The organism is Streptomyces sp. URMC 126, assembly GCF_051386555.1.
GTDB lineage: Bacteria > Actinomycetota > Actinomycetes > Streptomycetales > Streptomycetaceae > Streptomyces.
Genome location: NZ_JBPQTX010000005.1, coordinates 44,789 through 68,944, shown reverse-complemented (window position 1 = coordinate 68,944; position 24,156 = coordinate 44,789). Strand labels below are relative to the sequence as shown.

The 24,156-nt window shown below is 73.6% G+C and carries 8 protein-coding genes; all 8 read right to left on the bottom strand.

Going from position 1 to position 24,156, the window contains the following annotated elements:
- On the bottom strand, positions 1-1,462 hold a 1,462-nt coding region (locus ACSNOK_RS01545), incomplete at its 3' end, for a type I polyketide synthase (protein ID WP_436778685.1).
- Between the two features lie 105 nt (positions 1,463-1,567).
- Complete coding sequence (locus ACSNOK_RS01540; protein WP_436778684.1) at positions 1,568-2,674, bottom strand: HAD-IIIC family phosphatase; 1,107 nt, start codon at positions 2,672-2,674, stop codon at positions 1,568-1,570.
- The gene (locus ACSNOK_RS01535) at positions 2,664-3,872 is read right to left on the bottom strand and encodes an acyl-CoA dehydrogenase family protein (RefSeq protein WP_436778683.1); all 1,209 of its coding nucleotides are present in this window, start codon (positions 3,870-3,872) and stop codon (positions 2,664-2,666) included. The genes ACSNOK_RS01540 and ACSNOK_RS01535 overlap by 11 nt, the downstream gene beginning before the upstream one ends.
- Positions 3,865-4,149 carry an acyl carrier protein gene (locus ACSNOK_RS01530; RefSeq protein ID WP_436778682.1) on the bottom strand — a complete coding sequence of 95 codons (285 nt, stop codon included), beginning with the start codon at positions 4,147-4,149 and terminating at the stop codon, positions 3,865-3,867. The genes ACSNOK_RS01535 and ACSNOK_RS01530 overlap by 8 nt, the downstream gene beginning before the upstream one ends.
- The gene (locus ACSNOK_RS01525; protein ID WP_436778681.1) at positions 4,146-5,012 is read right to left on the bottom strand and encodes a 3-hydroxyacyl-CoA dehydrogenase family protein; all 867 of its coding nucleotides are present in this window, start codon (positions 5,010-5,012) and stop codon (positions 4,146-4,148) included. The genes ACSNOK_RS01530 and ACSNOK_RS01525 overlap by 4 nt, the downstream gene beginning before the upstream one ends.
- 77 nt (positions 5,013-5,089) lie before the next feature.
- Positions 5,090-8,191 (bottom strand): AMP-binding protein, encoded by a 3,102-nt coding sequence (locus ACSNOK_RS01520; protein WP_436778680.1) that lies wholly within the window; start codon positions 8,189-8,191, stop codon positions 5,090-5,092.
- A 5-nt stretch (positions 8,192-8,196) separates the two neighbouring features.
- A complete protein-coding gene (locus ACSNOK_RS01515; RefSeq protein ID WP_436778679.1) occupies positions 8,197-9,033 on the bottom strand; it encodes a hypothetical protein in 837 nt (278 codons plus the stop codon).
- Between the two features lie 145 nt (positions 9,034-9,178).
- Entirely contained in the window at positions 9,179-24,151 is a 14,973-nt protein-coding gene (locus ACSNOK_RS01510) for an SDR family NAD(P)-dependent oxidoreductase (protein WP_436778678.1), read from the bottom strand.
- Positions 24,152-24,156 lie beyond the last annotated feature (5 nt).

Here is a 24,156-nt window from a genome sequence, read left to right as displayed (position 1 = left end):
GGGCGAGGGCGGGGGCGGGGGCTTCCTCCAGGATGACGTGTGCGTTGGTGCCGCTGATACCGAACGCCGACACACCCGCGCGGCGCACCCGCTCACCGTCGGACGGCCACGGCACCGGCTCGGTGAGCAGTCGCACGTCTCCGGTCGACCAGTCCACGCGGGGCGAGCGCTCCTCCGCGTGCAGCGTTCGGGGCAGACGCTCCCGGCGCAGGGCGAGGACCATCTTGATGAGGCCCGCGACGCCGGCGGCCGCCTGCGTGTGTCCGATGTTCGACTTCACCGAGCCCAGCCACAGCGGCCGGCCCTCGGCGCGTTCGCGACCGTAGGTGGCCAGCAGGGCCCGGGCCTCGATCGGGTCGCCCAGCCTGGTGCCCGTGCCGTGGGCCTCCACCGCGTCCACGTCGGCCGCCGCGAGGCCCGCGTTGGCCAGTGCGCGGCGGATGACGGCTTGCTGGGCTTCGCCGTTGGGAGCGGTGAGACCGTCGCTGGTGCCGTCGGAGTTGATCGCCGAGCCGCGCAGTACGGCGAGGACGGGGTGGCCGTTGCGGACGGCGTCGGACAGGCGCTCCAGGACGATCAGGCCGACGCCTTCCGACCAGACGGTTCCGTCGGCCGCGGCGGAGAAGGGTTTGCACACTCCCTCGGGTGAGAGGGCCCGCAGTCCGCTGAACGCGACGAAGTTCCCCGGTGTGGCCATCACGGAGACGCCGCCCGCGAGGGCCAGTGAGCACTCGCCCTGGCGCAGGGCCTGGGCGGCGAGGTGGATGGCGACGAGGGAGCTGGAGGCGGAGGTGTCGACCGTGATGGAGGGGCCGTGGAGTCCGAGGAGGTAGGAGATCCGGCCGGACATCACGCTGGTCGTCGTGCCGGTGAGCAGGTAGCCCTTGACGCTTTCGGGGGCGTCCTGGAGCCGGGGGCCGTACTCCCTCGGTTCGGCGCCCACGAAGACGCCGGTGCTGGTGCCCCGGATCGCGGCCGGGGTGATGGCGGCGTGTTCCAGGGCCTCCCAGGAGGCTTCGAGCAGCAGGCGCTGCTGGGGTTCCATGGAGAGGGCTTCCCGCGGCGGTATGCCGAAGAAGGACGCGTCGAATCCCGCGACGTCCGCCAGGAAGCCGCCGCGGGTGAGATAGGTCCTGCCGGGGCTCTCCGGGTTCTCGCCGTGGAGGGTTTCGCGGTTCCAGTTCCGGTCGTCGGGGAAGTCGGAGAGGGCGTCCCGTTCGTCGGCGAGAAGGTTCCACAGGTCTTCGGGTGAACGGACTCCGCCCGGGTATCGGCAGCTCATTCCCACGATGGCCAGTGGTTCGGCACCGGCCGCCTCCGGGAATTCCGTCAGAGCTTTCCCATGAGTCTCGTTCACAATTCCCTCGGCATTCCGGAGGTCGAGTGCGATACCTGGTCGAGAGTCTTCCGCCAAGGAAATATCGGCTGAGCAGAAAAGCGCGCGGGCGCCGCCGGTGGCCACGATATGGGCTGGTCCTCCCGGCGGACCACGTGTTCAACCGTGGAGGGCGCGTCGGTTGAGCGGCGCGCCACATCCCGGTCGGCTCGTGCGGGGATTCCCCGTTGGTTATGCGGGGGCGACGGTGTCCTGTTCGCCCGCTGCGGCGGCCAGTTCGGGCGAGGTGAGCCGCATCGTCGTCGGCGCGTCGCGCGGGCCGGCGAGCAGGTGCAGGCGCCGGACGCCCTCCGCGGCGGGTTCGCCGAGGACGGCGAGGCAGGCGCAGGGGTCGTCGGCGAAGCCCGCGAAGCGGTAGGCGATGTCCATCATGCGGTTGCGGTCGGTCGGCCGGAAGTCCGCGGCGAGGTGCGCGCCGGCCTGGGCCGCCTGGTCGATGAGCCAGTTGAGGATGACCGCGCCGGCTCCGAAGGACACCACGCGGCAGGAGGTCGCGAGGAGTTTGAGGTGCCACAGGTCCGGGTGGCGTTCCAGGAGGAGTACGCCGACCGCGCCGTGCGGTCCGAAGCGGTCGGTGAGGGTGACGGTGAGGACTTCGTGGTCCGGGTCGGCGAGGAGGGCGCGCAGGTCGGCGTCGGAGTAGTGGACTCCGGTGGCGTTCATCTGGCTGGTGCGCAGGGTCAGTTCCTCGACCCGTGAGAGGTCTTCCTCGTCGGCCCGCTTGATCTCCATCACGAGGTCGAGGGTGCGCAGGAATTCCTCGTCGGGGCCGTTGTGGTTCTCCTTCTCGGCGTCCCGGCGGAAGCTCGCCTGGTACATCTCCCGGCGGCGGCGGGCGTCGACGGTGACGACTTCCGGGCTGAACTCGGGCAGTCCGGTCAGTTCGGCCGCCTGGTCCGCCGCGTAGCAGCGGATGTCGGGCGCGTGGAAGTTCACCTCGGCGCGCTCGGTGGGCAGGTCGTCGATGAAGGCGATGGCGGTCTGGGCGAAGTTGAGCCGTTCGGCTATCTCCTTGACCGCTTCGGACTTGGGTCCCCAGCCGATGCGCGGGTGGACGAAGTACTCGGCGAGGCCCAGCTTCTCCAGGTGCTGCCAGGCGAGGTCGTGGTCGTTCTTGCTGGCGACCGAATGCAAAATGCCTCTGCCGTCCAGTTCGATGATGGTCTCGCGTATGCCGGGGAACAGATCCACGGTCGGATCCTCCAGCAGCGTGCCGTCCCAGACGGTGTTGTCCAGGTCCCAGACCAGGCACTTCACGAGGGTTGGCTTATCGGTCACGGGGCCCTCCTACCGGCGTCGCGCTCGTCGGGTGTCGTGTGTCCGTCGGAAGTCCGCCGTCGGGGGTCCGCCCGCCGGACGTCGACAGGACGTGGTCCGCCAGGATCAGCTGGCAGATCTCGTTGCTGCCTTCTATGAGCTCCATGAGCTTGGCGTCCCGGAAGGCGCGGGCCGCCGGGTGTCCGTCCTCGGATCCGGTCGAGCCGAGGAGCTGGACGGCGGTGGCGGCGCTCCGGGCGGCGTTGCCGGCGCTGACGTGCTTGGCGAGGACCGCCATCGGGCCCATGTCGGGCGAGGCGGTGTCCCAGCACCGGCTCGCGTGCTCGCAGGTGCGCAGGGCGGTCTGTTCGGCGATGAACATCTCGGCCAGGTGCCTGCGGACGAGCTGGTGCTCGGCGAGTGCCACTCCGCCTTGCTCCCGCTGCCCGGCGTGCCGGGTGGCGGCGTTCAGGCAGGAGCGGAGGATGCCGACGCAGCCCCACGCGATGGACATCCGCCCGTACGACAGCGCCGTGGTGAACAGCATCGGCAGGGGCTGTCCGCCGCCGCCGAGGACGTGGGTGGCGGGGAGGCGGACGTGGTCGAGGCGGATGTTGGCGTGTCCGGCGGCCCGGCAGCCCATCGGGTGCGGTACGAGGTCGATGTGGACGCCGGGCGTGTCCACGGGGACCACCGCCGCGGCGGCGCCGTCGCCGTTGCGGCCCACGATCAGGACGAAGTCCGCGTAGCGGGTGCCGGTGACCCACTTCTTCTCGCCGTTGACGGTGAAGCCGTCTCCGTCGGGTTCGATGCGGGTCCGCATGGCCGCCAGGTCGCTGCCGGCGCCCGGTTCGCTGAAGCCGACCGCCGTGAGCTTGCCGCCGGTCAGCTCGCCGAGGAACCGGCGCCGTTGTTCCCGGTCGCCGAACCGCTGGACGGTCCAGGCCACGATGCCCTGCGAGGTCATGATCGATCGCAGGGAGCTGCACAGGCCGCCCGTGTGGGCGGTGAGTTCGCCGTTGGCCCGGCTGCTCAGGCCGAGCCCGCCGTAGGTGCGGGGGACCTGCGCGCAGAGCAGGCCCCGTGCGCCGAGGGTGCGCAGGAGGTCGACGGGCAGCTCGCCCGCCACGTCCCAGGCGCCCGCCTGGTCGCCGACGAGCTCGCCGATGAGGGCGAGTTCGTCGGCGGGGGCGAGCTCGTCGGCCGGTCGCTCAGGCATGCGCGGTCGCTTCCGGCGCGTTCCTGAGCCGCAGCACCAGGCCGGCCATGGTCTGGACGGTGCGGAAGTTGTCGAGTTTCAGGTCCCCGCCGACGATGGCGATGCCGTACGTCTCCTCCAGGTGGACGACGAGCTGCATCGCGAACATGGAGGAGACGACGCCGGACGCGAAGAGGTCCTGGTCCACCTCGACGGTTGCCTTGATGCGCTCGGTCAGGAAGTCGAGGATCTCCTTTTCGAGGCCCTCGGCGGTGAAGGGTCCCTCTTGGACGCTCATGACGCGACCTTTCCGTAGTCGTAGAAGCCTCGTCCGGTCTTCCGGCCGAGGTGGCCGTCTCGCACCTTCGCGAGCAGGAGGTCACAGGGGCGGCAGCTCTCGTCGCCGCGGCGCTCGTAGAGCACGTTGAGCGAGTCGACGAGGTTTTCCAGGCCGATGAGGTCGCCGGTGCGCAGCGGGCCGGTCGAGTGCCCGAGGCAGCCCTCCAGCAGGCCGTCGACGACCTCCGCGGAGGCGACGCCTTCCTGGACGAGCATGGCCGCGGTGTTGATCAGCGGGTGCAGCAGCCGGTTGATCACGAATCCGGCCGAGTCCTCGATGACCAGGCACTCGCGGCCGAGAGCGGCGAGCAGCCCGGTGACGTCGTCCAGGATGGCGGGGTCCGTGCGCGGGCCGCGGATGACCTCGACCATCTTGATCATGTAGGAGGGGTTCATGAAGTGCACCCCCACGAGGTCCTCGGGCCGCACGACCCAGGAGGCCATCTCGTCGATGGGGATGCAGGAGGTGTTGGAGATCAGGGGGGTGCCGGGTGCGACGACCCGGGAGACCGCGGTGAGGACCTTCTCCTTGACCTCGGCGACCTCGGTGACGGCTTCGATGACGGTGGTGACGCCCGCGACGTCGTCGAGGGACACGCTGGTGGTCAGGGTGCCCTGCGGGCGGTCGGCCGGCAGCACGCCCATGAGCTGCGCGTGCCGCGTCTTCTGCCCGATGGTCTGCCGGGCCCGGTCGAGGACGGTGTCGTCGACGTCCACGAGGACGACGGGGATGCCATGGCCCATGGCGAGCGTCGAGATGTTCGTACCCATCACACCGGCGCCGATGATGGCGAGGCGGTGCTGCTCATAAGCAGTGCTCATAGATTCTTCCCTGCGGTTTCGTGAGCCGTTTCCTGACGGGCACGGTCATGCCGGAGCGGCCTGCCCTGCCTCGCTTGTCACGCGCGCACCCTCGCGGCGAGAGCCTCGGGGGTCGGATGCTCGAACACCTCGGTGAGTGCGAGGGACGTGCCGGTGAGTTCTTCGACCTTCTGCGCCAGTACGGCGGCGAGCAGCGAGTGGCCGCCCGCTTCGAAGAAGTTGGTCCGCGCGGTCGCCTCACGGCCGAGCAACTGCTTCCAGAGGTCGACGAGTTCGCGGACGAGCGCGTCGTCCGCCGGCTCGTCCTGGTGGCCGCTCTCCCGGTCGAGCGCCTGCTCGGCGAGCCGTGCGAGGGCGTCCCGGTCGGTCCGGCCGTCGGGACGCCTCGGCAGCGCGTCGAGGCGGACGACGGGCCAGGGGGCGGTGGCCGCGACGAGGCCGTCGGCGGGCTCGACCACCTCAGAGGCCCCGACGGCCCCGGTGATCTCGGTGGCCCCGGCGCTCTCCACGAAGGCGACGACAGTGGGCTCGCCGCCGGCCGGCGTCACGGCGACTGCCGCCGACGCGGTCACCCCGTGGTGGTCGAGCAGGTCCGCCTCGATGGCGCCGAGGTCGGCGAGGCCGTCGCCGAGGGTGATCCGCCGGTCGATCCGACCGAGCCACTCGATGCTCCCGTCCGGCCGCCAGCGGGCGAGCTGCCCGGTGCGGTGGTGGCGCCCGTACCGCTCCCGGTGGGCGAACGCCGGGTCGTCCGGGTCCGTCAGGGCGAGTCCGGTGCCCGCGAGGCAGAGTTCCCCGCGCAGGCCGACGGGCAGCTCCCGGCCGTCGGGGGCGGCGACGAAGGCCCGCGTGTTGGTGATCGGCCGCCCCCGGCGCACGCCGTCGGCGGTCTCGGCCCGGCCGGTCACGGCCGGGCCGGTGGTCTCCAGGCTCCCGTAGGCGTAGTGCAGCCGGCAGCCGGCCGCGAGCAGCCGCCGCGCGGTCGCGTCGGACGTCCGGTCGCCCTGGACGAGGACGGTCAGCCCGTGCGGCCGGGCGGCCGCGTCCTCGACGACGCGGGCCGGGGTGCCCGGCGGAACGGGGACGACGGTCACGTCATGGCGGTCGACGGCCTCCCGCAGGGCGGGTCCGCCGCTCCGGGCCTCCTCGGGCGCGATCACGACCCGGCCGCCGGCGCCCAGCGCCAGGCAGAGGTCGAAGAGCGCGTCGAAGGTGGCGGGCGCGGCGAGGGTCAGGACGCCGGTGCCGGGCTCGACGTCGAGTTCGGCGGCGAAGTGACCGGTGGTGTCGGCGAGGCCCGCGTGGGTCAGGAGGGTGGCGGTCGGCTCCCCGTCGTCGCCGCAGGTGTGGAACAGGCAAGCGGGCGCGGTCGGTTCGCCGGTGTGCTCCGGTGCCGTGGCGGAGCCGGGTGCGGGGGCCGTGGGCAGGGGCAGCACGCACGGCGGTTCGGCGTCGGCGGGAAGCCGTACGCCGGTCCCGGTGAGGACGGCTTTCGCGCCGGAGCGCGCGAGCTGCCGTGCCGGCCAGGAGGAGGCGTGCGCGGCGTCGAGCGGCAGGTGGACGGCGCCCGCCCGCCAGACGCCGAGGAGCGCCGCGGCCGCCTCGCGCGGGGGCACGGCGACCGCCACGACGTCGCCCGGGCCGATGCCCGCGCCGGTGAGCAGGGCGCCGATCGCCGCCGCGGCCTCGTCCACCTGCCGGTACGTGGCCGTGTACGCGCCGTCGACGACGGCGGGGGCGTCCGGCGTGCGCGTGGCCCAGGTCCGGAACGCCTCCCGCACCGTGGGGAATTCGACGGGGGACGCGGTGTTGTTGGCCCGGTCGACGGTCAGGCGGTCGGCCTCGCTCCAGCCCGCGCTCTCGCCGAGCGGCCGGTCCGGGTCCTGGGCGGCCGCGATCAGCAGCGCCTCGAACCGGTGCGGCAGCGCCTCGACGTCGGCGCGGTCCAGGGTCTCGGTGGCGTACCGGAGGGTGATCTCCGCCGTGGCGGACGTGCCGACGAGTTCGAGGTCGAACTTGCTGTAGGGGTTCTCGACCGTCAGCAGTCTGGCGGGCATGCCGTCGATCGACAGTTCGTCGACGGGCGCCTCGGGCAGGAAGTTGAACAGGTGCCGGTAGAGCGCGGACTGCCACGTCGAGCCGATCTCGGGGATCTCTCCCGCCAGTTCGTCGACGGACGTCCGGGCGTGGGCCATCGCGCCGAGGAACGCGTCCCGGGCCCGGCGGGCGAGGACGCGGAAGCCCTCGGCCAGGTCCACGCGGACGCGGACCGGGACCACGTTGACGTGGTAGCCGATGGCGGCGGTGTGGGTGCCGCGGACGTCGACCGGGGTGCCGACGACCAGGTCGGGGCCGGCGCCGTGCGAGGCGAGGAGGGCGGTGTAGGCGGCCAGCAGCACCGCGCCGGCGGGCGCCCTGACCGCCCGCTGGAGCCCCGCGAGCGCGGCGCGCGCTTCGGGCGAGAGGGTGTGGCGCGCGTTCTCGCCGGTCATCGTCGGCCGGGGGCCGCGCGATTTGCCGCACCACAGGTCGAGGGCGTCCGGCGTGATGCCGCGCAGCGTCTCGCGCCAGTACGCGACGTCGGCGGGCCGCCGCTCGGGCTCGGCGAAGGCGGGGACCTCCGCGGTGGCCTGCGGCGGCACGGGCCGGCCCGCCGCGATGGCGTCGTAGACCGGGATGAAGGCCTGCAGGAAGAGGGCGGCGGAGGTCATGTCGAACGCCAGGTGGTGCACCCCGAGGCAGAGGACGTCCCCGTCCGGCCCGGTGGCGTGTCCGACTCTGACCAGGGGGCTGCCGTCGAGGGGGAAGGGGCGGTCGACGAACGCGGTCAGGCCCTTTTCCAACGCCTCCTTCTCCAACGCCTCCTTCTCCAACGCCTCCTTCCCCAGCGCCTCGTCGCTCAGGTCGAGCGGCTCGATCACCGTCGTGAACTCGGCCGCGGGGACGACCTCCTTGACCAGTTCGGCGCCGATGACGCGGAAGACCGTCCGCAGCGTCTCGTACCGGCCGAGCACGAGGGTCACGGCGGCCCGCAGCACGTCCGGCCGCAGTCGGCCGGTCACGTGGAGGGCGAGCCCCAGGTTGTTGATCCCCGTGCCGGGGACCAGCTCCTCCATCAGCCAGAGGGCTTTTTCCTTGCTCGTGGTGCTCGCGGCGTTCGAAGTGTCGGCGCTTTCCATGACGCTCAGAATTCGGCGTGGTCGAGGAGCGTACGAACGGTGGAGTCGGCGCGCAGCAGGTCGGCGTGGCTGACGTCGAGGGATATCCTCCGGCCGAGCATTCCGGTCGCGTCGACCGCGGTCGCCGCTCCCTCCTTCTCCAGTTCCGCGTAATCCGACGAGGTGATGGCGAGAGCCTGCTTCCAGGTCCGGCTGGGGTCGATTTCCACGGCGGCGGACAGCCATGACATATACGACTCGAAAAGCCGGATCACCTCGTCCCTGCGGGCGTCGGAGAGCCCGATGCGCCGGAAAGCGGTGGTGGCCAGGCCGCGGTAGAGCTCGACCATCTCGATGGCGGCGTCCACCAGCCGGATCGACGGGGTTTCGATGATTTCGGCGGCGCTCGCGCGGGCCGCTTCCGCCTCCTCGGGGGAGAAGACGGGGCCGGCCAGCTTGATCGTCTTGTCGATCTCCGCGGCGAGCAGCCGGATGTCGGTGACCTGTCCGTCGAAGAGGACCACCTTGGGCGCGGTGCCCTGCCGCCGGGCCAGGCGCTCCGCGATCTCCGCCGCGTAGACGCCTCCGAGGCAGTACCCGAGGACGGCCACGACCTCGTACTTGTCCCAGTCCTCGCCCCGCGTCCAGTAGTCGGTGTAGAAGTCGGCGGTGGGGCGTTCACTGACGCGGGCGACGGGCAGGGTGGTCTGGAGGAATCCGTGGCCCGCCCAGGCCGGCCCCATCTTGGCGACCAGTTCCCCGAACCCCGCCTCCCGGCGGCCGGCCGCGGGGAAATCGACTCCGAGGACAAGAGAGTTCGACGTGGGAACGGAGATGACGCTCCACGATTCTTCGTTCGGCACTTGTTCACCCATCATCGGAGTCGGACGGTCGCTTTCCCTGCGCCGCGGCCTGTGATGCTGAATCGGACTTACCAGCCGTGACGGCGGTCCTTCGTCCGTGGGAACCGGGTGGACGCTAACACGCGTCCACCCTTCCCGAAAACCGTCAGGATTCCCCTGACGCGTCTTCCCGGAGCTCGCCCGAAAGGTCACCGAGCTCACTCAGGAGGAAGCCCGCGATCGCCTCCGGGAAATAGAGGTCGTAGACGAAGCCCTCGGGCAGTTTAAGGCCAGTCCGGTCGACGATTCTTTCCCGCAGTTGAACGGCGGAGAGGGAGGTCATGCCCATCTCGAAGACGTCGCCGACCGGGGAAACCGAGTCGATGGACGGGTAGTCGAGCGTGTCCGCGATCTCCTGGCGGACCAGTTCGAGCATGAGCTCCTGCCGCTGCGGCCCCGAGACGGAGGCCAGCCGCCGTATCCACGGAAGAGGTCCCGCCCCCGCCGCGGATTCGGCCGCGTCCTCTCCGCCGCCCGGCAGACCGCCGTGCCCTGCCGGGTCGCGGTCCCGCCGCCGCAGGGTGGTGAGCCGCTCCAGCACCGCGCCCAGCGGCATGTCCTCCCGCAAGGGCTCGCTCATGCCGAGGACTCCGGCGAGGGCGGTCATGTCCCCGTCCTCCAGGGCGGCCCAGAACCGCCGCTCGTCCGGGGACGCCGCGGCTTCCCCGGCGGGCCCGGCGAGCCCGGCCGGCTCCGGGGTGCGGGGCGGCGGGGCCGGCCAGTAACGCTGCCGCTGGAACGCGTAGGTGGGCAGGTCGACCCGGCGCCCGCCGCCCAGGACCGCGGACCAGTCGACCGGGGTTCCGGCGACGTGCACGGCGGCGAGACCCGCCACGAACGACCGCAGTCCGGACTCCCCGTGGCGCAGCGTCCCGGTGATCGTGACCGCGGCGCCCTTCTGCAGGTCCTCGTCGTCCAGGGCCCGTCTGATCCCCGCGGTCAGCACGGGGTCGGGGCTGATCTCGACGCAGGCGCCGTATCCGCCCTCGGTCAGGGCGTGGGCCAACTCCCGCAGCGGCGCGGTCTCCCGGGGGGCGCGGCACCAGTAGTCGGCGTCCATGTCCGAGCCGTCGGCCCAGGCGAGGTCCCGGCCGGAGAACACCGGTACCGTCCCGCGCCGCGGGCGGAGCGGAAGCAGCCCCTCCCGGTCGGGTTCCGTCCGGGCGGTCAGCGCCGCGGTCCGCGCCGCGTCGGCCAGGGTCAGCACTCCGGCGACGTGCGCGGCCGCGATCTCTCCCACGGCGTGTCCGGCGACCGCGGCCGGGTGCACGCCCGCCACGCGCCACAGCGCGGCGAGCGACACCATCACCGCCCACAGGACCGGCTGGCGGACGCCGGGGCGGTCGAGCGCCGGACCGTCCGGCCCCTCCCGCACCACCTCGGTCAGCGTCCAGTCCACATAGGGCGCCAGCGCCTGTTCGCACTCGGCCATGCGGGCCGCGAAGACGGGGACCTCGTCCAGCAGCCCGGCGGCGGCGCCGAGCCAACCGGAGTCGCTGCCGGGGAAGACGAACACCGCCTTCTGGTCCGCCACCGCGGTCCCGGTCAGCACGTCCTTGGTCTGTACGCCCGCGGCGGCCAGGGCGAGTCCGGCGAGCAGGCCGTCCCGGTCGCCGCCCAGCACGACCGCTCGCCGGCCGAAGGCCGTGCGCGTCGTGGCGAGGGAGAACCCGACGTCCACCGGGTCGACGTCCGGCCGGTCGACGAGGAAGTCCCGCAGCCGTCCCGCCTGTTCCTTGAGTGCCTCCGTGCTCCGCGCGGACAGCACCCACGGCAGCACGGTGGGCGGGGCCGACGGCTCCACGGGGGCGGTGTCCGCGGGGGGTTCCGGGGCCTCTTCCAGGATCACGTGCGCGTTGGTGCCGCTGATCCCGAACGAGGACACTCCCGCCCGCCGGGGGCGCCCGCCGGCCGGCCACGGCACCGGCTCGGTCAGCAGCCGCACCTCGCCGTCCGCCCAGTCCACGTGCGGCGAGGGCTCGTCCACGTGGAGCGTGGCCGGCAGCCGCCCGTGCCGCAGCGCGAGCACCATCTTGATCACGCCCGCGATGCCGGCCGCCGCCTGCGTGTGCCCGATGTTGGACTTCACCGAGCCCAGCCACACCGGCCGGTCCTCGGGCCGGTCCTGGCCGTAGGTCGCCAGCAGCGCCTGCGCCTCGATCGGGTCGCCCAGCGTCGTACCCGTGCCGTGCGCCTCGACGGCGTCCACCTGGTCGGCGCGGACACCGGCGTTCGCCAGGGCGGCCCGGATCACCCGCTGCTGCGCCGGGCCGTTGGGCGCCGTCATGCCGTTCGACGCGCCGTCCTGGTTGATCGCGCTGCCCCGCAGCACCGCGAGCACCTTGTGCCCCTTGCGCCGCGCGTCGGACAGCCGTTCCACGAGGAGCACACCGGCGCCCTCGGCGAAGCCGGTGCCGTCCGCCGCCGCGGCGAACGCCTTGCACCGTCCGTCCGGGGCGAGACCGCGCTGCCGGGAGAACTCGATGAACGTCCCCGGCGTGGCCATGACCGTGACACCGCCGGCGAGCGCCATCGAGCACTCGCCGGAGCGCAGTGCCTGCGCGGCGAGGTGCAGCGCCACCAGCGCCGACGAGCAGGCCGTGTCGACCGTCATCGCCGGCCCCTCCAGGCCGTAGGTGTACGCGAGGCGGCCGGACAGGATGCTGGTCGCGACCCCCGTCATCAGGTGCCCCTCGGCCTCGGAGCCGCCCTGCGCCAGCACGCTGTTCTCGTAGCCGGAGGCGTATCCGCCGACGAAGGCGCCGGTCTGACTGCCGCGCAGGGAGGTCGGGTCGATGCCGGCCCCCTCGACGGCCTCCCAGGAGAGTTCCAGGAGCAGCCGCTGCTGCGGGTCCATCGCCAGCGCCTCGCGCGGGCTGATTCCGAAGAACGCGGCGTCGAACCCGCCGGCCTCCGCGAGGAACCCGCCCGCCCGGGTGTACGAGGTGCCCGTGTGGGCGGCGTCGGCGTCGTACAGGGCCTCCAGGTCCCAGCCGCGGTCGTCCGGGAATCCGGAGATCGCGTCCTGTCCGTCGGCGAGCATCCGCCACAGGTCCTCGGGGCCGGTCACACCGCCGGGGAACCGGCAGCTCATCCCCACGATGGCGATCGGTTCGGCGTGGTCCGCGGCCCCGGCGGGGACCGGCAGGTCCGCGCGCGGGCCGGCCTCCCCGCCGAGCAGGCCGCGAAGGCGCACGGCGAGCGCGGTCGGGCTGGGGTAGTCGAACACGAGGGTGGCGGGCAGCCGCAGCCCCGTGGCCGTGCCGAGCCGGTTGCGCAGCTGCACGGCGGTGAGCGAGGTGAAGCCCAGGTCGGTGAAGGCCCGGTCCGGTTCGACGGCGTCGGCGGAGGCGTGGCCCAGCACCGCGGCGACGTGGGCGCGGACCAGGTTCAGCAGCATCTGGTGGCCGTCCTCGGCGGACAGCGCGGCGAGCTTCCGCCGCAGCGGGTCCCCGCCCGCCTCGCCGGAGGCGGCGGCCCGGCGGGCCGGCCCGCCGGCCAGTGCCCGCCACAGCGGCGGGATCTCGTCGCGGGCCGCCTGCGCCCGCAGCCCGGCCAGGTCGAGCCGGGCGGGGACCAGTACCGCCTCGTCGCGGTCGAGTGCCAGGTCCAGCAGGGCCAGGCCCTCGTCCACGCTCAGGGCGGTGGCCCCGTTCCTGCTCATCCGGGCCCGTTCCGCGTCGGAGAGTTGCCCGGTCAGGCCGCTGACGGCCGCCCAGAGGCCCCACGCCAGCGACGTTCCGGGCAGCCCGGAAGCCCGCCGGTCGGCCGCCAGCGCGTCGAGGAACGCGTTGGCCGCCACGTAGTTGCCCTGACCCGGCACGCCGAACGTCGCCGCCGCCGAGGAGAACAGCACGAAGTGCTCCAGGTCCAGCTCCCGGGTGAGCTCGTGCAGATGCCACGCGGCGTCGGCCTTGGGCCGCATCACCGTCGCCACCCGCTCCGGGGTCAGCGAGGTGATCGTCCCGTCGTCGAGGACGCCGGCGGCGTGGATGACGGTCCGCAGCGGACGCCCGGCCGGGATCGCCCCGATCAGCGCGGCCAGCGCGTCGCGGTCCGCCGCGTCGCAGGCGAGCACGTCGACCGACGCGCCGCTCTCCGCCAGGCCGGCGGCCAGCGCGGCCACTTCGGCGGCGGCCGGACCCGAGCGGCTGGTCAGCACCACTCCGTCGGCCCGCCCGGTGGCCACCAGGTGCCGGGCGACGAGTCCGCCCAGCGTGCCGGTGCCGCCGGTCACCAGAACGGTGCGCGCGGTCCGCGCGCCCCGCGGGTCCGAGGGCCGTTCAACTGCTGCCGCGGCACGGGATGGACGGGTCAGCCGCCGCCCGTACGCGACACCGTCGCGGACGGCCAGTTCCGGTTCCCCGCTGTTTACGACGGACGGCAGGAGGGCGGCCTGGTCGCCTCCGCCTCCGGTTCCCGCCCGGTCGTCCGCGCGGGTGCCGGCGGCGGTCCGGTCGTCCGTGCCGCACGCGGCCCGGGCGTCGGCGCCCGCGGCGGGCAGGTCCACCAGGACCAGCCTGCCGGGGTTCTCCGACTGCGCCGAGCGCAGCAGACCCCAGACCGAGGCCGCCGTGAGGTCGGACACCCGTTCACCCGCCGCGGCGGCCACGCCCCCTCGGGTCACGACCACCAGCCGCGCGGCTCCGAGGCGCTCCTCGCCGAGCCACTTCTGCACCAGGCCCAGCGCCCGGCCGGCCGCCCGGCGTGCGGCCCGCGCCGCATCGCCGTCCTCGCCGCCCGCGCAGGCCAGTACGACATCGGGAGCGATCCGCCCCGCCTCGACGGCGGCGGCCACCTCGGCGAGATCGGCGAAGGAACGCACCGCCACGCCGGCCGCCTCCAGCCCCGCGACCACCTCGAAGCGGTCGGGGCCGATCAGCGCCCACTCCCCCGCCGGTACGGCGGTCTCGGGGACCGGGGTCCACTCGACGGTGTACAACGCGTCGGCCACTCCGGGTGCGGCGGGCCGGAGCCGATCCGCCGCCACCGACCGGGTGATCAAGGAGGCCACCGACACCACCGGAGCGCCCGAGGCGTCCGCAGCCGTCACGCTCAGGTTGCCCTGCGCGTCCCGCCGCAGTCGCGCCCGCAGCACCGACGCGCCACCGGCGTGCAGCTCCACGCCCGTCCACGCGAACGGCAGCCGCACCTGCCCCGGCTCGCCCTCCCCGGGCTCCACGGGCCTGCCGTCGGCGAGGCCGCCGGCCTGGAGAACGGCGTCGAAGAGCGCCGGGTGCAGCCCGAACGCGCCCGCGTCCTGAGCCACGTCCTCGGGCAGCGCCACCTCGGCGAAGACGTCCTCACCCCGGCGCCAGACGGCACGGAGCCCCTGGAACGCCGGGCCGTAGGCGTACGACGCCCGGGCCAACTCCTCGTACATTCCGCTGATGTCCACGGCCGTGGCCTCGCGCGGCGGCCAGACGGTCAGGTCGTCCTCCGCCGCGTGGACGGGCCCGGAGGGCGCGACGGTGCCGTCTGCGTGCTGAATCCAGGGCTCGTCGGAACCGTCGGGCCGGGAGAACACCTCGACCGCGCGGCGCCCCTCGGCATCGGCGTCGGCCACCACGACCTGGATCCGCACTCCACTGCCGTCGGCGGGCACCACCAACGGCGCCTGCAACGTCAGCTCCTCCAGCAGACCACAGCCCACCTGGTCCCCGGCGCGCACGACCATCTCCACGAAACCGGTGCCGGGCAGCAGAACCGCGCCATCGATCGTGTGATCGGCCAGCCACGGATGCGTCCGCGCCGACAACCGACCCGTGCACACCAGCCCCGCGCCACCGGCCAGTTCCACCGCCGCGCCCAGCAGCGGGTGATCCACCGCGCCGAGCCCCAGCGACACCGCGTCCCCGCCGATGACCGGTCCGGCCGCGCGCGGCCAGTACCGCTCGTGCCGGAAGGCGTACGTCGGCAGCTCCACCCGGTTCGCGGCGGGCAGCACCTTCGCCCAGTCCACCGCCACACCCTGCACGAACGCCTCCGCGAGCGAGGCGAGCAGGCGGTCGGCACCACCGTCGTCGCGGCGCAGCGTCCCGCAGACCGCCCCCGCCACCGTGCCGGGGCCCGCGTCCTGTGCGAACTCTTCGAGGGTGTCGTTCATCGCACCCATGAGCACCGGGTGCGGGGTCACCTCGACGAACATCTGGTGGCCCTGGCCGGCCAGCAGCCGCACGGCCCGGTCGTAGTGCACGGTGGCGCGCAGGGACGCGTACCAGTAGTCGGCGTCCAGCTCCTCGCCCGTCAGGGTCTCGCCCGACATGGCCGACACCATCGGGATCCGGCCGCGACGCGGCGCGATGTCGGCGAGAACGGACGTGATCTCCTCCTCCAGGCGCTCCACCTGGGCGGAGTGCGAGGCGTAGTCCACGGCCACCATGCGGGCCCGGACGCCGTCCGCCTCCAACTCGGCCTTCAGCTCCTCCAGCGCCTGCGGCTCACCGGACACCACCGTCGACGCGGGGCCGTTGACGGCCGCCAGCGACAGACGCTCGCCCCAACGCGGCAGCCGCTCCACGACCGCCGCAGCGGACAGGCTCACCGAGAGCATGCCGCCCGCACCCGCCAGCACCTTCAGCGACTGCGAACGCAAGGCCACGACGCGGGCGCCGTCCTCCAGCGACAGCATCCCGGCCACCGTCGCCGCCGCGATCTCACCCTGCGAATGACCCACCACAGCGTCGGGGGCCACACCAGCGGCCTCCCACACCGCCGCGAGCGACACCATCACCGCCCACAACGCCGGCTGGACGACATGGGCCGCCACCATCTCGGGCGCACCCTCCGCACCCGCCAGCACCTCACTCAACGACCAGTCGACATACGGGGCCAGCGCCTGCTCGCACTCGGCGAGGCGAGCCGCGAAGACCGGGACGGTCCGGGCGAGTTCACGGCCCATGCCCACCCACTGCGAGCCCTGGCCCGCGAAGGCGAACACCGTTCGCACGCCCGGCCGGGCCACCCCGGCGACCACCGAACCGGCGGGCACATCGGCCGCCAGGCTCTCCAGACCGGCGAGAAGCCCACCCCGGTCGTCGCCCACCACGACCGCCCGGTGCTCGAACACCGATCGCGTCGCCGCCAGCGACCACGCTACGTCCGCCGGCTCCAGCTCCGGACGCGCGCTCACCCACTCGCGCAAACGTTCCGCCTGCGCCGCCAGGCCCTCCGCCGACCGGGCCGACACCAGCCACGCACCGCCCCCGCCGGACTCGACCACGGCGGGTCCGTGAGCCGGTTCGCCGGTCTCACCGTCGGACGCGGAGGCGGGGTCCGCCGACTCGGCGACCGCGGCCGGGGCTTCCTCCAGCAGCAGATGGACGTTGGTGCCGCTGATGCCGAACGAGGACACGCCCGCCCGTCGCGGCCGTCCGCCCGCGGGCCACGGCGCCGCTTCCGTCAGCAGCCGTACGTCGCCGGCCGTCCAGTCGACGTGCGGGGACGGCTCGTCCGCGTGCAGGGTCCGCGGCAACTGCTCGTTCCGCAGGGCGAGCACCATCTTGATGACGCCCGCCACACCGGCGGCGGCCTGCGTGTGACCGATGTTGGACTTCACCGAGCCCAGCCACAGCGGTCGGCCGTCGGGGCGGTCCTGCCCGTACGTCGCGAGGAGCGCCTGGGCCTCGATCGGGTCACCGAGCTTGGTGCCCGTGCCGTGCGCCTCGACCACGTCCACGTCGGCGGGGGACAGCCGGGCGTTCGCCAGGGCGGCGCGGATCACGCGCTGCTGGGACGGGCCGTTGGGCGCGGTCAGGCCGTTCGACGCGCCGTCCTGGTTCACCGCCGAACCGCGGATCACCGCCAGGACCTCGTGTCCGTTGCGCAGGGCGTCCGAGAGCCGCTCCACGACGACCATGCCGGCGCCCTCGGCGAAGCCCATGCCGTCCGCGTCCGCCGAGAACGCCTTGCAGCGGCCGTCCTCGGCCAGGCCGCGCTGCCGGCTGAAGCCCACGATCCCGTCAGGGGTCGCGATGACCGTGGCGCCACCGGCCAGTGCCATCGAGCACTCGCCCGAGCGCAGCGCCTGCGCGGCCAGGTGCAGTGCCACCAGCGACGACGAACACGCCGTGTCCACCGTCACCGCCGGCCCCTCCAGGCCCAGCGCGTACGAGACCCGGCCCGACATGACGCTCGTCGCGAAGCCCGTCGTCAGATGCCCTTCGACGCCTTCGTCGCCCGTGTTTCCACCGCCGAAGCCGTAGGCCGAGGCGAATCCGCCGACGAAGACACCGGTCCGGCTGCCGCGCAGGGAGGCCGGGTCGATCCCGGCCCGCTCGACGGCCTCCCATGACACCTCAAGGAGCTGCCGCTGCTGCGGGTCCATGGCCAGCGCCTCGCGCGGGCTGATCCCGAAGAACGCGGCGTCGAACCCGCCGGCGTCCGCCATGAACCCGCCGGAGCGCGTGTACGCGGTCCCGGCGTGCTCCGGGTCCGGGTCGTAGAGCCCCTCCACGTCCCAGCCCCGGTCGCCCGGGAAGTCCGAGACGGCGTCCGTCCCGTTGGAGATCAGCTCCCAGAACCGGTCGGGGTCGTTCACGTCTCCGGGGTAGCGGCAGGCCATGCCGACGATCGCGATGGGCTCGCCGGTCGCCGCCTCCGCCGTGTGGACCGGCGGCGGTCCCGCGGGCTCCTCGCCGTCGCCCACGAGCCGGGCCCGGAGGTGCTTGGCGAGGGCGACGGGGTTGGGGTAGTCGAAGACGAGGGTGGCCGGCAGCCGCAGGCCGGTCGCGGTGTTGAGGCGGTTGCGCAGTTCCACGGCGGTGAGCGAGTCGAAGCCGAGGTCCGTGAAGGCCCTGGTGGGTTCGATCGCGTCGGCCGAGGCGTGGCCCAGCACGGCCGCCACATGGGTGCGGATCAGGTCGGTGAGCCTGCGCTCCCGGTCCTGGGGCGCGAGCCCCGCCAACTGCTGGTGCAGCGAGTCCGCGCCGCCGCCACCCGAGACGGCCGCACGCCGCCCGGTGCCGCCCCGCACCAACTGCCGCCACAGCGGCGGCACTTCGGCACTGCGGGCGGCCTTGGCGCGGAGGCCGGCGAGGTCGATCCGGGTCGGCACCAGCACCGCCTCGTCGCGGGCCAGCGCCATGTCCAGCAGGGCCAGCCCGTCCTCCGCGCTGAGCGCCCGCGCGCCGCCGCGGGTCAGACGGTCCCGCTCGGAGTCGGTGAGCTGCCCGGTCAGGGCACTGACCTCGGCCCACAGCCCCCAGGCCAGTGACGTTCCGGGCAGCCCGGCGGCACGGCGACGGGTGGCGAGGGCGTCGAGGAACGCGTTGGCCGCGACGTAGTTGCCCTGGCCCGCCACGCCGAAGGTGGCCGCCGCCGAGGAGAACAGCACGAAGTGTTCCAGGTCCACGCCCTGGGTGAGTTCATGCAGGTTCCACGCGCCGTCGGCCTTGGGCCGCATCACCGTCTCCACCCGCTCCGGGGTGAGCGAGGCGATCGTCCCGTCGTCCAGGACGCCGGCGGTGTGGACGACGGTCGTCAGCGGGTTGTCGTCCGGTACGCGCGCGATGACGGTGGCGAGCGCGTCCCGGTCGGCCGCGTCGCAGGCCACGATCTGCACCGCCGCGCCCAACAGCGCCAGTTCCGCCGCCAGTGCGGCCACGTTCGGGGCGGACGGGCCCGAGCGGCCGGTCAGCACCAGCCCGTCGGCCCGTCCCGTCGCGGCCAGATGACGCGCCACGAGGCCGCCCAGCGTGCCCGTACCACCCGTCACCAGCGCCGTCTTGCCGCCTGTGCGCGGTACGAGTGAGCCGTGGCGGTCGGCGGGCAGCGTCAGGACCATCTTTCCGGTGTGCCGCGCCTGCGACATGAACCGGAACGCCTCCCGGACCCGCCGCACGTCCCACGCCCGCACCGGCAACCGCGACAGCTCACCCGCGGCCATCAGATCGACAATCCGGCCGAGCATCTCCCCCAGCCGCTCCGGCCCGGCCTCGCCAAGGTCGAACGGCCGGTACGTGACTCCCGGATGCTGCCGGGTGAGAGTCTGCGGGTCCCGGAGGTCCGTGCGGCCCATCTCGATGAACGCACCGCCCTTCGGCAGCAACCGCAGCGACGCGTCCGTCAGCTCCCCCGCCAGGGAGTTCACCACGATGTCCACACCCGCACCGCCCGTGGCGGCCAGGAACTCCGCCTCGAAACCGGCACTCCGCGACGAGGAGACGTGCGCCTCGTCCAGCCCCATCGCCGCCAGCACCGGCCACTTGGCCACACTCGCGGTCGCGAACACCTCCAGCCCCAGGTGCCGGGCGATCTGCACCGCCGCCATCCCCACACCACCGGCCGCCGCGTGCACCAGCACCCGCTGACCGGCCCGCGCACCCGCCAACTCCACCAACGCGTACCACGCCGTCGCGAAGGCGACCGGCACCGAGGCCGCCTCGGCGAACGACCACCCCGCCGGGATCCGCACCACCTGGCGGGCGTCCGTGACGACCACCGAGCCGATCCCGCCGGCGGCGACGCCCATCACGCGGTCACCGACCACCAGACCCGAGACGCCCGGGCCGGTCTCGATCACCGTTCCGGCGACCTCGCTGCCCAGCACGCCACCACCCGGATACATACCCAGGCCGATCAGCACGTCCCGGAAGTTCAACCCCGCCGTCCGCACCGCCACCCGCACCTGCCCGGCCTCCAGCGGATCACCGGCCCCCGGCAACTCCACCGCCACCAGACCGTCCAACGACCCGCCCGCGTCCGGCTCCAACCGCCACAACCCCTCGGGCACCACCAGACCACCCGACGGACGCGACAACCGCCGCCCCAGAGCGACCCCGCCCCGAACCGCCAACTCCGCCTCACCGCAATCCACCACCGACGGCAACACCGCGGCAGCCTCACCCACCACACCCCCGGCCGGCAGATCCACCAGCACCAACCGACCCGGGTTCTCCGACTGCGCCGAACGCAACAGACCCCAGACAGCAGCCGCCGCGAGATCCACGACGCCTTCACCGACGGAGGCGGCCGCCCCGCCCCGCGTCACGACCACCAACCGGGCGGATTCCAGACGCTCTTCGTCCAGCCACTCCTGGACGAGCTCCAGGGCCGCGCCGGTCGCCCGGCGGGCGGAGGCCGCCACATCGTCGCCCTCACCGCCGGCGCACGTCAGCACGACACCCGGAACGATCTCCCCCGCCTCGACGGCGGCGGCCACCTCGGCGAGACCGGCGAAGGAACGCACCGGCACCCCGGCCGCCTCCAGCCCCGCGACCACCTCGAAGCGGTCGGGGCCGATCAGCGCCCACTCCCCCGCCGGAATCTGCGCCTCGGGTACGGGGACCCAGTCCACCGCGAAGAGCGCGTCGGCCACTCCTGCCCCGGGGCCCTGGAGTTGATCGGCCGACACCGGGCGGGTGATCAGTGACGCCACCGACACCACCGGAGCGCCCGAGGTGTCCGCCGCCGTCACGCTCAGGTTGCCCTGGGCGTCCCGCCGCAGCCGCGCCCGCAGCACCGAGGCGCCACCGGCGTGCAGCTCCACGCCCGTCCACGCGAACGGAAGCCGCACCTGACCCGGCTCGTCCTCCTCGGTCCCAGCGGTCCCACCGGTGAGAACACCGGCTTGGAGCAAGGCGTCGAGCAAGACCGGGTGCAGCCCGAAAGCACCCGCGTCCCGGGCGACGCTCTCGGGCAGCGCCACCTCGGCGAAGACGTCCTCGCCCCGGCGCCAGGCGGCCCGCAGCCCCTGGAACGCCGGGCCGTAGGCGTACGACGCCCGGGCCAACTCCTCGTACATGCCGCTGATGTCCACGGGTGTCGCTGCACGCGGCGGCCAGACGGCCAGGTCGTCCTCCGCCGCGTGAACGGGACCGGAGGGCGCGACGGTGCCGTCGGCATGCTGCGTCCAGGGCTCGTCGGAACCGTCGGGGCGGGAGAACACCTCGACCGACCGACGGCCATCCCCGTCGGCGTCGGCCACCACGACCTGGACCTGCACACCGCCGCCGTCGGCGGGCACCACCAGCGGTGCCTGCAACGTCAGCTCCTCCAGCAGACCGCAGCCCACCTGGTCCCCGGCGCGTACGACCATCTCCACGAAACCGGTACCCGGCAGCAGAACCACACCGCCCACCACGTGATCGGCCAGCCACGGATGCGTCCGCACCGACAACCGGCCCGTACACACCAACCCCGCACCACCGGCCAGCTCCACCGCCGCACCCAGCAGCGGGTGATCCACCGCGCCCAAGCCCAAGGAGACCGCGTCCCCGCCCAGGGTCGGCGCCGCCTCGGGCGGCCAGTACCGCTCCTGCTGGAAGGCGTACGTCGGCAACTCGACCCGGTTCGCGGCGGGCAGCACCTTCTTCCAGTCCACCGCGACGCCCTGGACGAATGCCTCGGCCAGAGACGTGAGCAGCCGCGTGGCGCCGCCGTCGTCGCGGCGCAGGGTGCCGCACACCCCGGCGGGGGTCGCGTCCTGCGCGACCTCTTCGAGGGTGTCGTTCATCGCGCCCATGAGCACGGGGTGGGGAGTGACCTCGATGAAGACCTGGTGGCCCTGGCCGGCCAGCAGCCGCACCGCGCGGTCGTAATGCACCGTCGCGCGCAGACTCTCGTACCAGTACGCGGCGTCCAGTTCCTCACCGGTCAGGGTCTCGCCGGACATGGCCGACACCATCGGCACCCGGCCGCGACGCGGAGAGACCCCGGCCAGGACGGAGAGGATCTCCTCCTCCAGCCGCTCGACCTGCGCCGAGTGCGAGGCATAGTCCACGGCCACCATGCGGGCCCGAACGCCGTCCGCCTCCAGCTCCGCCTTCAGCTCCTCCAGCGCCCCCGGCTCACCGGACACCACCGTCGACGCCGGACCGTTGACCGCCGCCAGCGACAGACGCTCACCCCAACGCGGCAGCCGCTCCACGACCGCCGCAGCGGACAGGCTCACCGACAGCATGCCGCCAGCGCCCGCCAGCACCTTCAACGCCTGCGACCGCAAGGCCACGACGCGGGCGCCGTCTTCCAGCGACAGCATCCCCGCCACCGTCGCGGCGGCGATCTCACCCTGCGAATGACCCACCACCGCATCCGGCACCACACCAGCGGCCTCCCACACCGCCGCAAGCGACACCATCACCGCCCACAACGCCGGCTGGACGACATGGGCCGCCACCATCTCGGGCGCGCCCTCCGCGCCCGCCAGTACCTCACTCAACGACCAGTCGACATACGGGTCCAGCGCCTGCTCGCACTCGGCGAGACGCGCCGCGAACACCGGGCTGGCCTCCGCCAGCTCCCGGCCCATGCCCACCCACTGCGAGCCCTGACCCGCGAACGCGAACACCGGTCGCGCATCCGAGCGGGCCACCCCGGCGACCGCCTGACCGGCGGAGCCCTCGGCCGCCAGGCTGTCCAGGCCGGTGACGAGCTGACCCCGGTCACGTCCGACCACCACGGCACGGTGGTCGAACACCGACCGCGTCGTCACCAGCGACCACGCCACGTCCGCCGGCTCCAGCTCCGGACGCGCGCTCACCCATGCCCGCAGACGATCCGCCTGCGCCGTCAGGCCCTCGGCCGACCGGGCCGACACCAGCCACGCGTCCGCGCCCGATACGACGGGCGCGGTGGTCGCGCTGCCGTCTTGGGTTCCGGCGGTTCCGGCCGTTCCGGTGGTTTCAGCGGTTCGGGTGCCCTCCGTGTCGCCGTCGCCGGGCGTGGCGTCGCCCGGTGCCGCCGTCTCGGCGGGGGCTTCCTCGAGGATGACGTGGACGTTGGTGCCGCTGATACCGAACGAGGAGACACCGGCGCGGCGGACGCGCTCGCCCGCCGGCCAGGCCACGGCCTCGGTCAGCAGCCGGACGTCGCCGTCGGACCAGTCCACGTGCGGGGACGGCTCGTCGGCGTGCAGGGTCCTCGGCAGCTCGCCGTGCTGGAGGGCGAGCACCATCTTGATCACGCCGGCCACACCGGCCGCTTGCTGGGCGTGTCCGATGTTGGACTTCACCGAACCGAGCCACAGCGGCCGGCCGTCGGGGCGGTCCTGCCCGTAGGTGGCGAGGAGCGCCTGGGCCTCGATCGGGTCGCCCAGCGTCGTGCCGGTGCCGTGTGCCTCGACCGCGTCCACGTCGGCGGGCGTCAGGCGGGCGCCGGCCAGGGCGGCGCGGATGACGCGCTGCTGGGAGGGGCCGTTGGGGGCGGTCAGGCCGTTGGACGCGCCGTCCTGGTTCGTCGCCGAGCCCCGTACGACGGCGAGGACCTTGTGCCCGTTGCGCCGCGCGTCGGACAGCCGCTCCACGACGACCATGCCGGCGCCCTCGCCCATGCCCATGCCGTCCGCGTCCGCCGAGAACGCCTTGCAGCGGCCGTCCTCGGCCAGGCCGCGCTGGCGGGAGAACCCGACGAAGCCCGCGGGCGTGGCCATGATCGTGACGCCGCCGGCCAGCGCCATCGAGCACTCACCGGAGCGCACCGCCTGGCAGGCCAGGTGCAGGGCCACGAGGGAGGAGGAGCACGCCGTGTCGATGGACACGGCGGGTCCCTGCAGACCGAGCAGGTAGGAGATACGGCCCGACATCACGCTGGCCGCGCCGCCGGTCATCAGGTGCCAGTCGAGGCCCTCCATGGTGCGCAGGGCCGGGTGTGTGACGTAGTCGGAGGGGGCGACGCCGACGAACACGCCGGTCAGCGAGCCGCGCAGCGAGGCGGGGTCGACGCCGGCCCGCTCCAGCGCCTCCCAGGAGGTCTCCAGGAGCAGGCGCTGCTGCGGGTCCATCGCCAGCGCCTCGCGCGGGCTGATCCCGAAGAACCCCGCGTCGAAGCTGGCCGCGTCCCGCAGGAACCCGCCCTCGACCACGTAGGAGGTGCCCTGGTTGTCCGGGTCGGGGTCGTAGACGCCCTCGGCGTCCCAGCCCCGGTCTGTCGGGAAGCCGGATATCGCGTCCCCGCCCGCGGCGAGGAGGTCCCACAGTTCCTCCGGGGTGGTCACCCCGCCCGGGTAGCGGCAGCTCATACCGACGATCGCCAGGGGCTCCGTGGACGCCGAGACGAGTCGGCGGTTCCGCTGCCGCAGCCGCTCGGTTTCCTTCACGGAGGCGCGCAGCGCTTCAAGGAGCTTGTCAGCCGGTCCGGTCATCGCTG